Source organism: Bacillus sp. LQ01 (assembly GCF_057624735.1).
Genome location: NZ_JBYEZL010000001.1, coordinates 1,061,057 through 1,074,979, shown reverse-complemented (window position 1 = coordinate 1,074,979; position 13,923 = coordinate 1,061,057). Strand labels below are relative to the sequence as shown.

The window sequence follows — 13,923 nt, the reverse complement described above, 5'->3', positions numbered from 1 at the left end:
TGCAACAAAATTTCATCGTGAAATGTGTAAAATCTCATATACTGTAACACCTTTATTCACTGCAATTTCAGGCTTCTCCTCATAAAAATTAAACCTACTATACCCCCATTTATCCGGATTATAAACGATTACATTCCCTAAACACTTTTCGTTGTTTTGTACATCTTCATTCATAGTGCTTAATTGAGTCCCAATCAGTGTTTTACTTTGAGAAATACTTCCTGCATATTCAACAACATATCTACTTTTCTTAAATCCATCACTTAGATTAACCACTAATGGAACACCTATATGTATTTGTTGCCATCCAAAAGATTGTAAAATGTTATCGTAATACCCTTCAAAGATAAATTTATTCATCCCTTCATGACCATTCCAAATATATAAAGGTGCATAGCAGTTATAAAAATTCCCGTCTTTCTCCGTTTCCGTAATTAAATAAGCTTTAAAATTTAGTGCTTGGAAACCATCAGTTTTATAACCATTATCCTTTACCCTTTTCTTAATAATTTCCATGTCATAATCCTTTGGCAAAATGACCTTATATTGCATTCCAATCATGTTTATCACTCGCTTTCAATCTTATATACATTATGATAAATCGATAAGTAGCTAACGTAAAATAGGTATAAATTATGTTTGGTATCATTTATAATGATAGTGCATAAGGGGCTGAGATATATGGAAATAAATGATCTTATTATATTCAAAACTGTAGCCAGTGAGGGTTCTATTAGTAAAGCTGCTAAAGAGTTAGGTTATGTTCAACCGAACGTAACTGAGCGAATCAAAAAATTAGAACAAGAATTAGAAACGCCTTTACTACATAGAGATAACAAAGGCGTTTCCTTATTACCTTCTGGTGACATTTTATTAGATTACACGAATCAAATATTAACTCTATTAGAAGAAGCGAAAGATAAAATTAAAACAAGTGGGTCTTCTTATATAATCGCGACGTCACAATCGATTTTGACTAATTATTTAAGTAAGCGTATTAAAGAAAATTTCATGAATTATCAAATATATGTAGAAAATAGTAGTCATTTGCCAAAATTACTGCAGCAACAAAAAGTTGATATGGTCATCACTTATGAGGATGATTCTGGTGCAGGTTTTAAAAAAGTATTTACTACTTCAATTTCTATAGGCTTACTAAAAGATCAAGAAAAATGTATCATTGACTATTCAAAGGAACTCTTCTTCGTTAGTAATGACAAAAAGTGTCCTTTTAGAAATAAGACGATACAATTTCTAAAAGAAAATAATTTATCTCAGCGTCAACTTCAACAATTAGATTCTTATTCGCTTATGGAAGAGTTTATTGAGGACGGAAAAGGGATAGCCTTTTTGCCGATTAAAAATGATAAATTGGTACCAATTGAAGATGTTCCAGTTGAGAAATTAGCTGTTCATTTTTTTACAAATCAAAACTCTTTCAAACAAATCCCTGATGAACTATTTGGTTAATAAAAAAATCCCTCCTTTATGAATCTAAAAGAGGGATTTTCATATTCTATACAATTGATTTTTCACACATTTTGCTCCACTTCTGCACTTTTCTCCTTCTTATTCCGTTTCATATTCTTCAGTCCCTTAACCGTCCCAACCAATCCTTTCGGAAAAACGAGTAGCACGATAATATACAATAAACCTAGAATAATCGTCCATCTTTCAAAAATCGGATATTCCGTCGCTAGTTCTGATAAATAATATTTTAGGGATTCAATAATCCCAGATCCAGCAATAGCTCCAATTAATGTTCCGACTCCTCCAATCATTGTCATCAAGAGTGCATTTAGTGTCATTTCAATTGAAAATACAGTCGTATTGACAAAGCGTAATGTAATAACAAATAAACCACCGCTAATTGCAGCTACTATTCCTGCCACTACACTTGCGATTATTTTATAATGGAGGACTTTATATCCAAGTGCTTCAACACGTTGTTCATTTTGTGAAATTGCCTTTAATACTTTCCCAATAGAAGACTTTGTAAAAAGACGTAATAGAATAAAAATGAAGCATAAACATACAAGTGATACATAATAAAAAGTAAAACGATCACGGAATATTTCTGGTACCCCAAATGTAAAACCATCTCCTCCGTGAGTGAGCCCACGCCATTTTTCAGCAAGGACGAAAAACAACTGTGAAATAGCAAGTGTTAACATTGCATAAAAATGACTTTTCAATCGTAAAGAAAGCAAACCAATTATATAACTAACGATTGCTGAAACGATAATTGCAGCTACTATTCCAATTAAAAAGTTCGTTATTGATACGCCTTGTCGATCAAATAAAAGCGCTACCCCATATGCTCCTATCCCAAAGAACATACAATGACCGAACGATACAATTCCTGTATACCCAAGCAATACATCAAAACTCATTGCAAAAATAGCAAAGATGAAGATTTGAGTGAACAAAATTAACAGGCTCCGTGAATCATTTACGAACGGAAATACACTTAAACAAATGAGCATACATACTCCGAAGTATACTTTAATTCGGTCCGATGTGTTGTTCACCATTTCACCCCTTTTCACCAACAAGTCCAGTTGGCTTCACTATTAAGAAAAATAGTAACATTAACATATTAATTGCAAGTGATAAATCTGGTATAAAATACGCTGTAAAAGCACCAGCTAATCCGACAATTAAAGAAGCAATAGCTGAACCTTGTACGCTTCCTAATCCACCGATAATTACTACTATAAAAGCTAAAATTGCATACTGCATGCCCATCTCGGCGAAAATAACGCCCGAATACGGTGCTAATAAGAATCCTCCCAAAGCTGCCATCCCTGCTCCTAATAAAAAGACGAAAGAAAATATCGCTTTTACATTAATACCAAGCGCTTGAACCATTTCTTTATCCATTACACCTGCACGGATCATAAGACCTATCTTCGTCTTTTTGAGTAATAGTAGTAGTGCGATGTAAATAATTATCCCAATCAAAATAACAAATAGACGATATTTAATTAATATAATACCTCCGAATGTAAAACTTCCTTGTAACCATAACGGTAATTTTGCACTAATAGGGTTTGGCCCCCAAAATATTTTAATACACTCACTAAGAACGAGCATTCCTCCAAGCGTAACGAGCAGCTGTCGAACATGATTTCCATATACCGGTCTAATAAGAAACCTTTCTAAAATAAATCCTAGGAACATTCCCATGGCTACTGCTCCAACTAAAGCTAATATATAACTTCCTGTCATATTAAATAACCAAACACCTGTAAATGCTCCCCATGCAAATAAACCACCGTGTGCAAAGTTTAAAACGCTCATTAGACCGAAAATAAGTGAAAGACCTGATGCTAACAAAAAAATGAGCATCCCTGTTGAAATCCCATTTACAAATAAATTGATTAACACATCCATCCTTTTCACCTCGGATTCATGTTAAGAGATTCCTAAATATTTATGACACATTTCCTTATCCTTTTTTAATTCATTCATAAAACCGTTATGAACAATTCGTCCGTTATCCATAATGTAAAAATAATCACCAATTTGACTAGCCATCATAAAATTTTGCTCAACAAGTAAAACTGTTGTTTTCTCTTTCATCTTCAAAATAGCTACCATTAATTTCTCCACCATTATCGGGGATAGCCCTTTGCTCGGCTCATCAATAAGTAATAATCCATCACTATTAATAAACGCTCTTGAAATAGCCAACATTTGCTTTTGCCCTCCGCTCAAGAGCCCACTTTTCTTATTCCAAAACTGCTTTAAATCCGGAAATAGTTCCAGCATCCACTCTATTTTCCCTTCTACTTCCTCACCTTTTCCCCTAGCAAGAGCGAATGTTTCTTCTACTGTCAAATCATGAAAAATACCTTGATTTTCTGGTACATACCCTATTCCTTTCCTTGAAATTAAATGTGTAGGTAATCCACTTACTTTTGCACTATCATAATAAATTTCACCATCTGCAATGCGGTGAAATCCCATAACTGAACGTAATGTCGTTGTTTTCCCTGCCCCGTTTCTACCAAACAGTACAGTAATCGTCCCTTTCTCAACAGCAAGAGATACTCCTTGCAAAATATGAAACTGATCTAAATACGTTTCTATATTATTCACTTGTAATAGTGCCACTATATAATCCCCCTAAATAAGCACTTTGTACACGCTCATCTTTCATAATTTCTTCTGGCAATCCTTCAGCCAATAACTCTCCATGAAATAAAACGATAAGATGATCTGACAAACCTAGTATCATATCCATTTTGTGTTCGATAAGTACAATTGTGCTCTCTGGATGTTTCTTAATATTTTCAATCACTTGTAATATAGCAGGGACTTCCTCAACCGAAATACCTGCCGTCGGCTCATCAAGTAATAACACATCCGTTTTTAAAGCCAATAACATCGCAAGTTCTAGCTTTCTTTTCTCTCCATGTGCCAAATCTTTCGCTAATATGTTCTCTTTCTCGTGAAGTAATACTGTTTTTAAGAAACGTCTCGCCTCTCCAACTTGTTGCTTTAATTTTGCTGAACTCGGGAAAAAACTATAGTAATCTTGTACGAATGATTGAACACTTAAACGGACATTTTCAAGTACCGTTAATTCTGGGAATATGTTTGTAAGCTGAAAAGAGCGACCGATTCCTAAGCGTGTTCGATCTGGAATCGATAGTTTTGTAATATCTTGCCCTTTAAAATACACTTCACCTGTTGTAGGTGAAATCTGTCCACTTAGTAAATTAAATAATGTTGTCTTCCCCGCACCATTTGGCCCGATAATAGAAATGAGCTTTCCTTTTTGGACAGTTAAATTTACATCTTTAATAACTTGATGTTCACCAAAAGATACACTAAGATTTTTCGTCTCTAGCAAATGTGTCACGAAATCCCTCCCTTTAAAGCCGTGAGTATGAAGGAAATATGTATAAAGAGGGTCCCCCCTCTTTATACAAAAACAACAGAAAATTCAGTCTATTTATTTTGAACTGGTGGTTCTGTTTCTTTCATCGTTAATTCTCGCTCTAACACTGGCACCGGATAATCAACACCATCTTGCTTTTTCAATGTGATAGAATACAGCGTCTGCATCGCTTGGTGGTCCTTCTCTCTAAACTTCATCTTTCCTTTCGGTGTATCAAATTCCATTCCTTCCATTTTCTTAATCAAGGTATCTACATCTGTATCACCTTTTGTTTTCTTTAAGGCTTCTACAATAGAAATTGCTGCTGACATTCCTCCCGCTGTAAACAAATCTGGCACTACACCATTAAAACGTTTTTTATGCTCTTCAACTAGCCAATCATTCACTTTATTTTTTGGAAGTGTGTGATAATATACAGAAAAACCTTGCATACCTACTAATGCATCCATTGTTTTTAATGCTGGTATATCTGGCGCACCTGTAGAAATTTTAATACCTTGCGCTTCCACATTCATATCTTTCAACTGTTTCCAAGGTGAATTTGCCCCTGCCCAAACGATAAATAAATAATCTGGTTTTGAACTAATGATATTTTGAATATTCGCTGTAAAATCTGTTGAATTTGTATCCGCGTATTGCTCATTCACAATGCTCGCACCTAATTTTTTCGCACCCGCTTTAAATGCAGCAATCCCTTCACGACCAAAAGCGTTATCTGGGGCAAATGTCGCAATCTTTACACCTTTTTTCGCAATTGCCGCTGCTCCTGCAATCGCATCTTGTGAGGAACTTCTTCCAGTTCTAAAAATATATTTATTCCAGTTCTTCCCGGTAATACTATCCGCAACTGCCGGTTCTACAACCATAATCTTTTCATATTCCCCGGCCAGTGGTAAAACCGCTAACGTATCACTTGAACTAGACGATCCAACTAAAAAATCAACTTTCTCTTCTTCTAATAACTTCGTAGCTTTTTTAACTGCTACATCAGCTTTCGTTTCTGTATCTTCTACAACAAACTTAATCTTTTTCCCATCTACTTTCCCAGTTCCACCAGTTGCATAGTCTAACCCTAATTCAAATCCGTTCACTGTTTGTTTTCCATACGATTCTAGCGGTCCTGTTAAAGAAGCAAGAACTCCTACCTTAATCGTTTTTTCATCCTCTGTACTTGTTTTCTTTCCTGAACAAGCTGCCGTTATTAATAACGAACCTAAAACACAACCAGTAAACATTGTCTTTAGCCACTTACGTTTTTTCATCGACATTGTGATCCTCCCCATACTTTACTTTCTGATAGAATCAAACACGCCAAAATCCCCTGTCCGTAATCATGACTAACTAATTCGATAGATAATGGAAAACTCTTGTAGTACCCTCTACATTCGGCACAAATATATAATCACCTTCCTATGTAATGGAAACGGACATACAATCAATATATATTCTGCAATCCAATTGAAAATACTGTTTCATTTCAGTAATGACCATACAAAAAGACTAACTTATTTTTAAGTTAGTCTTTTCCCCTTAATTAGAGTTAAGTTCGACTTTCTCTAACCCTTCAGCCAATTGTTTCTTATCTAGTCCTTCTCCTATTACTACTAAGTTTGTCGGGAAACCGAAGTCTTGTTCTAATAAAGTTGGTACTCCGAACGAATATTGGAATAGGTGAGGGTATTTATCTCCACGGAATTTCACAAAACCTTTCACTCGATAAATACTATCTGGTAAATTCGAAAGCCATTCATATAATTTGTCTTGATCAATCGGTTTCGTAAATTGATATGTCATCGTTTGTATATGTAAATGCTGTTTGACATGTAGTGTCTCATGTTCCTCATCATTTGGAAATTCTGCTTCTTCTATATCTTTTAAAGATATATTACAATACTTTGTCTCATACATTTTCGCATGATCATTTATTGCCTTTACTTCTTCAAATACTGTGTTCTTATCTTCATCTGTTAGTAAATCTGCTTTATTAACAAGAATGTGACTACCAAATTTCAGTTGCTCATGCAATAGCTGTTGTACATTTGCACTTAATATACTTCGGTTTAACCACCTTACTGCATCTAAGACGACTACAATTGATTTCACTTCCAGAAAAGGAGCTAAAATTGGCGAGACACACGCGTCTAACACTTCAATTGGATGCGCAACACCTGTCGTTTCTATATAAATTACATCTGGTCTTTCTTGTTGGTATAACGAATGTAATTGTATTTCAAGCTCTTCTTTTAACGTACAACAAATACATCCTTTAAGAAGTTCTCTTAAAACATTCTCTTTTCCAATAATATCTGTATCTACTGAGTATTCACCAATTTCATTCATTAATACTGCAACTTTTCTATTCTTCTTTTTCTCTGCTAACAATAAATTTTGTAATAATGTTGATTTTCCACTACCTAAAAAACCACCTAATATATGAATCTCCACTTTATTCATTCAACCGACCATCCATTTCTTTACTTCAAATGTATTCAAAGCGTAATAATTACGATTTATACTTATTATTTTATTAAAAGAATGACCATTTGTAAATATAAGAGATTCACTGTTCATTTACTTCATATGCAACTCTAACTCCAGACTCAATTGCCCCTTGCATCCACCCATGTGTTAATGTCGTATGCTCTCCTGCAAAGTGTACTTTTCCAGATGGTGGTGTAATATACGGAAATAACTCGAGCTCTTGGCCTGGTTCGAAAGCTGTAAATGCACCGCAAGAATACGGATTTTTACTCCAGCTAAAAGATGTTCCAGTGACAAACTCACTATAGACGATGTCACCGTATATTTCCGCTAAATTTTTTAATGCGTAACGAATACGATCTCTTTGCGGGAGACTATCCCATGTTAACGCCTCATCTGCCCACGTATAACTTGCTATAACGATAGCTGGTCCTGGAGTATGAATGCCATAACTCGGATAGTATGTAAAACGTATCGGTAAATCAGTAATAGATTTACCTCCACACTGTCCCGCTTTCTCCCAAAATCTACTTTTAAACTCTATTGCAATTTTAGTTGCAGCAATATAATTTAATTCACGAATTGCTCTTTTTTTAAAATAAGAGAATAAATAGTATGGCTGAACTTCTACAAACCTTAACGCTGAAAATGGAATTGTAATAATAGCAAAATCACTTGTTATTGTAAATTGCTCTAACGTTTGTTCATGATTTCCTTGTAACATTACTTTATTATCTTCTTGTATAATTTTATCAACCTTATACTGCATTAAAATATGTTCCCTTAATTGTGGTAAGAATGCATTCGATAACTTATCCATTCCACCAGTTATTTCATAATATTTCGTTGTTGAAGTAAAGAAAATCATTTCACGTAATACTTCAATTAAGGACATTCCCATATAAGCTTCCATATCAAGAAGTACCCCAATCATATCTATTGCACCATCTGAATAATACTCCATTAAAAATGAACCAAGCGAATACGTTTTATACTTTTTTTCAACGATAAGCCAGTTTTTATCAGGATCCTTCTTAATATAATTTAGTATTGGTTCTAATACCTCAATCATTAGCTCTTCTGCCGTTTTTCCTCTTTCTTTATCCAAAACCGGATATTCAAGTACACTTGGATCATTTTCAAACACATTCAATCTCGTTTGAATGTTATTCGTATAAATGATATCTGCAAAAGTTTTATTTATAAAAAGGTTTAAAGGTAGTTTAAATTTATGAATATACGCTAAGGTTAACTTATGGGTGTCAGGGATTCTCATCGGTCCCGCATTAAAATATAAACCCACACTAAATGGTTCCCGAATCGTATACACTCTGCCACCTATTCTGTTATTTGCTTCTATAATCGTTACTTCGTGCCCAGCCTCTTTTAATAAAGAACCTGCAACTAATCCAGAAATCCCTGCACCTGCAATCGTAATCCGTTTTGGGTTATTCTTTGTAACAAGCCCTGCATGAATAATATGAAGCATTTCTTCCATTGTTAATGGGTTCCCCATACCATTTCCCCTTTTACAAAGGATTTTACTGAATTATATTCGGTTCACTGAATTCCTATGTTTTGTTCGCAGATTTGCACGGATACATTTTCAAATACTTGAATATCTTTTATAAAATGTAATAAACTAGATATGACTCTATAGAAGTAAGACGTATTATCTTACATAACAAAACCAATGAAATTGCGAGGAATTTTGAAATGAAAAAAGGTATTAACCGTGTTGTATTAGTAGGAACAGGAGCAGTTGGATGTAGTTATGCTTACTGCATGATTAACCAAGCCGTAGCTGAAGAATTTGTTTTAGTCGATGTAAATGAAGCAAAAGCTGAAGGGGAAGCAATGGATTTAAGTCATGCTGTTCCATTCGCCCCAGCTCCAACTAGAGTATGGAAAGGCAGCTACGAAGATTGTAAAGATGCTGACCTTGTAGTTATTACAGCTGGATTACCACAAAAGCCAGGCGAAACACGTTTAGATTTAGTTGAGAAAAACGCCAAAATCTTTAAACAAATCGTTCGCAGTATTATGGATAGCGGATTTGATGGCATCTTCTTAATCGCAACAAACCCTGTAGATATTTTAACTTATGTAACTTGGAAAGAATCTGGTTTACCGAAAGAACGTGTAATCGGTTCTGGTACAACGCTTGATTCTGCTCGTTTCCGCTATATGTTAGGTGAGTACTTCGATATTGGTCCACACAACATTCACGCTTATATTATCGGAGAACACGGCGATACTGAACTTCCAGTTTGGAGCCATGTTTCCGTTGGTATCCAAAAACTACAAACACTGCTTGAAAAAGACAACACGTATAATCAAGAAGATTTAGACAAAATTTTCATAAACGTCCGTGATGCAGCTTACCATATTATTGAGCGTAAAGGCGCAACTTATTATGGTATCGGTATGTCACTTCTACGTGTTACAAAAGCAATTTTAAACGACGAAAATAGTGTATTAACTGTATCAGCTTACTTAGAAGGTCAATACGGTCAAAAAGATGTTTATATCGGGGTACCTGCTGTTTTAAATCGCGGCGGTGTTCGTGAAATTTTAGAGGTTGAATTAAGTGAAGATGAAGAATTAAAATTCGACCACTCTGTTCAAGTATTGAAAGAAACAATGGCTCCGGTTCTTTAATTAAGATAAAAAGCAATCCAATTTATTTTGGATTGCTTTTTATTTTCATTATCTCCTATGACTTTTTAGTGATTTTCTATCATTTCTTATTTTTTAGTCGCATCCTCATTATTTATATCAAGTACATCTAATAAAAAGATAAAGATTGGTATCCCGATAATAAGCCCCCATATTCCGAGGAAATGCTCTGAGAAGATAAGAATCATAAATGTGTAGAATATTGGTAAATTTGTTTTTGCAGACATAAACTTCGGATTTAAAAAATAACTTTCAAGAGCATGGATTACTGTTATGAATACGAGTATGTATACTACGTACATAACTCCGCCTACGTTGTAAGCAATGATACAAAGTGGAAACAAAGAAATAATCACACCTGCAACAGGAATCAACCCTAGTAAGAAAATCATAACAGCTAATACAAGTAGCTGTGGAAATCCTAAAACGATTAATGCAATGACAGTAAGAATACAATTTACAACGGCAATTAAAAACTGAGCCTCAATTACTTTGCCGAACGATCTTGCAAATCTTTCACCAAAATATGCAATTTCCTCATAAAAGATTTTTAACTTACTATCTTTAAACTTAGATGTAAATGTAATAATACGCTCTTTTTCTAATAAGAAAAATAAGCTTAAAATTAGAGATAATAATATTTGTAAACTTACCTTCCCTATATTTGCTATCGATTGATAGATGACATCTACACCTTGTTCTATATATTTTGATACTTCCATCCCATTAATTGTCGAAAGTGCATATTTAACGATTTCATTATCAGGTGGATTTTGAAAAAATAGTTTAAACTGATAAATTAATTGTGAAATTTGTATCGTCAGCACAGGTAAATATTTATATAACGTTGTGCCTATAAAGGAAACCAATATTATATATAAACATGCAATAACAATTTTCCGGTTTACTTTCAATTTTCTTGAAATAAAACGTTGAAATCGATCCATTAAAAACGTCAGTATAAACGTAATTAATATTAAATTAATCATACTTTTTAATGCGTATAATACAAGCGCTACTATTATTAAAACGAGAAACCGTTGAAACCCTCTACTTCGAAAAAAACTCTTTACTTCATTCATTAAGAATTAACCTCCCCCTTCAATGGATGGAAATTGAATATATTACATTTTATGAACTCCTATAGACAATCTTTCTTACTAATTGAGAAGAATCCTTTTTTTCTTTTCATATTGTTAGATTCCAGTTATTTTTCATATAATCTTTTATAAACTAGGTAATTTTCTATTTTTAGACTGCTGTTCATACGCATATCCAATATTGAAAAGCTCTTTTTCACCAAACTGTTTCCCTACAAACACTACACCGATTGGTTCTCCATTTTTATCATATCCAGCAGGAACCGCTAATTCCGGATAACCAGCTACAGCTGATAGAAGAACTTCATCGTTATTAATCATAACTAGAGCATCCAAACCTTTTTCTACTAAATACCTATCTAGCTCTTTTCTTGCATTTTCTTGACTCGTTTGCACTACGTTTTCAAACTCTTCTTTCGTTATAACAGATTTTTCAGACCCTTCAATTAATGTTTGTCCGTATTTTATTCGTCTTTTACTATCCTTTTTATTAAACGCTATAATCTCTTCTAACGATTTTACCGGTACATTCTTTTGCTGTGAAAGATAGTCGTTTACATTATGCTTGAACTCATATTCTAATGTTTGCAAATTATCTACACCCTCAGCACTTAACTGGATATTATCAGTTAATATCGCACCTGCATCTTGAAGGTCTTTTCTAATTTTTTCTGCTACTGCTTTTCTATTTTCATCTTGTTGGTCTACAGAAAAAAGAAGCCCTATCTTTTTCCCTTTTAATTCATCTATCGATAAATCCTTTGTATAATCAATTCTTTCTTTATCTTTCATTTTTTCTATCATAACATCTTTTTCGTCATAACCTATCATTGCATTAAATAATGTTGCTGCATCTTTTACCGTTCTTGCCATAGGTCCTGCTGTATCAAGAGTTTCAGCTAACGGAATAATTCCTGTTCTGCTTACCATACCTAAAGATGGACGTAACCCAACTACTGATTGCTGCGCCGCGGGTGCAACAATCGATCCCGTCGTTTCTGTTCCAATTGCAAGCGGTGCAAAATCTGCTGCAACTACTGTAGCAGATCCTGAACTTGATCCTGAAGTATCGAATGTAATCGGACCGTACGGGTTTAAATTTTGTCCTTTCTTCCCGCTATACCCACTTGGCATTGTAAAAGATAAATAGTTCGCCCACTCAGACATATTCGCTTTTCCTAAAACAAATGCTCCTTCTTCTTTCAACTGCTTCACAATTGTTGCGTCTTGATCTGCAATCCAATCTTTTAATACATAAGTTCCTGCACTAGTCGGCATCACTTTTTCCGTCTGTACATTATCTTTTACAACGACAGGAATACCATATAAATTCGAATTTTTGTTTCTACCCCGCTCTTGATCTAACTTTCTTGCTTCTTCCATCGCATTAGGATTTATCTCTGTAACAGAATTTAATGTTATTCCATTTTGATCATGTTCTTGTATTCTAAAGAGATAAATACTCGTTAATTCTTCATATGACAACTTTCCATCATCAATCATTTTTTGAAGCTCATCTACAGTCGCATTTACGACTTCTTTTTCTTTTATCTTTACATTTTCTATATTGATTCCTTTAAGCTGATTATGTATCGGTTGTAGCACTCTTTCTTTATCATATACAATACGCTCAGGTTCCTTTGGAAAATAATTTTTATACACGTAATATCCACCAGCACACGCTAATAAGACAATGCCTCCAGTGATAGACAGCGTTACCTTTACCCATTTCTTCATGTTGCTTCCTCCACTCTATAAGATGCTTAGCTATACAAAAAAGAGAGTTACCTTTTACTTAACTCTCTCCAATCAAAATGCTAAATGAAAAAATGAAAGATTTCAATCTAATTACTTCTTTTTTTGCATTTGCTTTGCTAACATTTCTTTCGCTTGATTATACGTTAACCCTGAATTTTTATTTAAACGCTTTACTTCCTCAACATCAGTACCTACCACTGTATATTTTTTCTCATCATTCATTTTTCTAATTCCCTTCTCACCGTATTATTTCTTATATTTCTTCCCTAAATACGCATAAATTAACACCACTACAAAAAAGGAAGCTGTTTTTAAGCACAGCTTCCTTCTCGTTACATATTGTATTTCTTAATAAAATTTCACTACATCTTCAGTAGGTAAGAACGTTCTTTCTGCTGGTTGTTCGTTTGGTTCACCAAATGGCATTTGACCTACTAAGCTCCACTCTGCCGGAATGTTCCAAGTTTCTTTCACTTCAGCATCTACGATTGGGTTGTAATGTTGTAATGACGCTCCAATTCCTTCAGCAGATAATAGCATCCACACAGTATGTTGTAACATCGCATTTCCTTGATGAGACCAAAATGGGAACTGATCTTTATATAATGGGGCATTTTCTTGCATTTTTTCTACAGTTGCTTGATCTTCAAAGAATAGAACTGTTCCTACACCTGCATGGAAGCCTTTTAGTCTTTCTACAGTCGCTTCAAAGTTTTCTGCTGGTACGCGGGCTCTTAGTGTTTCTTTAACGATATCCCAAAACTTTTCATGCTCTCCATCCATTAATACAACCATACGACCACTTTGCATATTGAAAGATGTTGGTGCGTGTAAAGCTGTTTTTAACACTTCTTCAATTCTTTCTTTCGTAATTGCATCGTTTTTTGCTACTTTACGAATTGAACGGCGGTTCACGATCGCTTCTTTTAAGTTTGTTGTAGTTGCTGACATTTTAATTCCTCCAAATGTTTGTTTTATAATTTATTTTGTTATTTC

14 protein-coding genes are annotated in these 13,923 nt (G+C 34.3%); 2 read left to right on the top strand and 12 right to left on the bottom strand.

Features of this window, described 5'->3' with window-relative positions:
- Nucleotides 1–12: 12 nt before the first annotated feature.
- Complete coding sequence (locus AC22L0_RS05720; RefSeq protein WP_000579894.1) at nt 13–561, bottom strand: DUF4865 family protein; 549 nt, start codon at nt 559–561, stop codon at nt 13–15.
- Between the two features lie 120 nt (nt 562–681).
- Between AC22L0_RS05720 and AC22L0_RS05715 the strand changes: the two genes are divergently transcribed.
- Complete coding sequence (locus AC22L0_RS05715) at nt 682–1,470, top strand: LysR family transcriptional regulator (RefSeq protein ID WP_087968029.1); 789 nt, start codon at nt 682–684, stop codon at nt 1,468–1,470.
- 62 nt (nt 1,471–1,532) lie between these two features.
- Here the strand turns inward: AC22L0_RS05715 and AC22L0_RS05710 are convergent, their stop codons facing one another.
- From AC22L0_RS05710 to AC22L0_RS05680, 7 genes are all read right to left on the bottom strand, one after another.
- The gene (locus tag AC22L0_RS05710; RefSeq protein WP_002102967.1) at nt 1,533–2,486 is read right to left on the bottom strand and encodes a branched-chain amino acid ABC transporter permease; all 954 of its coding nucleotides are present in this window, start codon (nt 2,484–2,486) and stop codon (nt 1,533–1,535) included.
- Between the two features lie 49 nt (nt 2,487–2,535).
- On the bottom strand, nt 2,536–3,396 hold the full coding sequence (locus AC22L0_RS05705) for a branched-chain amino acid ABC transporter permease (RefSeq protein WP_000382787.1): 861 nt from the start codon (nt 3,394–3,396) through the stop codon (nt 2,536–2,538).
- A 21-nt stretch (nt 3,397–3,417) separates the two neighbouring features.
- Nucleotides 3,418–4,119, bottom strand: a complete 702-nt coding sequence (locus tag AC22L0_RS05700) for an ABC transporter ATP-binding protein (protein ID WP_001196696.1) — start codon at nt 4,117–4,119, stop codon at nt 3,418–3,420.
- Complete coding sequence (locus tag AC22L0_RS05695; protein WP_087968031.1) at nt 4,097–4,870, bottom strand: ABC transporter ATP-binding protein; 774 nt, start codon at nt 4,868–4,870, stop codon at nt 4,097–4,099. The genes AC22L0_RS05700 and AC22L0_RS05695 overlap by 23 nt, the downstream gene beginning before the upstream one ends.
- Before the next feature lie 89 nt (nt 4,871–4,959).
- On the bottom strand, nt 4,960–6,177 hold the full coding sequence (locus AC22L0_RS05690) for a substrate-binding domain-containing protein (protein ID WP_000062005.1): 1,218 nt from the start codon (nt 6,175–6,177) through the stop codon (nt 4,960–4,962).
- A 262-nt stretch (nt 6,178–6,439) separates the two neighbouring features.
- Nucleotides 6,440–7,363, bottom strand: a complete 924-nt coding sequence (locus AC22L0_RS05685) for a CobW family GTP-binding protein (RefSeq protein ID WP_001044941.1) — start codon at nt 7,361–7,363, stop codon at nt 6,440–6,442.
- A gap of 106 nt (nt 7,364–7,469) precedes the next feature.
- Entirely contained in the window at nt 7,470–8,906 is a 1,437-nt protein-coding gene (locus tag AC22L0_RS05680; RefSeq protein WP_097796768.1) for a flavin monoamine oxidase family protein, read from the bottom strand.
- Between the two features lie 200 nt (nt 8,907–9,106).
- Here AC22L0_RS05680 and AC22L0_RS05675 point away from each other — a divergent pair, with 200 nt between their 5' ends.
- On the top strand, nt 9,107–10,051 hold the full coding sequence (locus tag AC22L0_RS05675) for an L-lactate dehydrogenase (RefSeq protein WP_000715321.1): 945 nt from the start codon (nt 9,107–9,109) through the stop codon (nt 10,049–10,051).
- Nucleotides 10,052–10,137: 86 nt separating this feature from the next.
- Here AC22L0_RS05675 and AC22L0_RS05670 read toward each other — a convergent pair whose 3' ends face one another.
- From AC22L0_RS05670 to AC22L0_RS05655, 4 genes are all read right to left on the bottom strand, one after another.
- Entirely contained in the window at nt 10,138–11,151 is a 1,014-nt protein-coding gene (locus tag AC22L0_RS05670) for an AI-2E family transporter (protein ID WP_001006597.1), read from the bottom strand.
- 144 nt (nt 11,152–11,295) lie between these two features.
- Nucleotides 11,296–12,906 carry an amidase family protein gene (locus AC22L0_RS05665; RefSeq protein WP_087968035.1) on the bottom strand — a complete coding sequence of 537 codons (1,611 nt, stop codon included), beginning with the start codon at nt 12,904–12,906 and terminating at the stop codon, nt 11,296–11,298.
- 111 nt (nt 12,907–13,017) lie between these two features.
- On the bottom strand, nt 13,018–13,149 hold the full coding sequence (locus AC22L0_RS05660; RefSeq protein WP_053514117.1) for a hypothetical protein: 132 nt from the start codon (nt 13,147–13,149) through the stop codon (nt 13,018–13,020).
- 126 nt (nt 13,150–13,275) lie between these two features.
- On the bottom strand, nt 13,276–13,878 hold the full coding sequence (locus AC22L0_RS05655; RefSeq protein ID WP_001277011.1) for a nitroreductase family protein: 603 nt from the start codon (nt 13,876–13,878) through the stop codon (nt 13,276–13,278).
- Between the last annotated feature and the right edge of the window lie 45 nt (nt 13,879–13,923).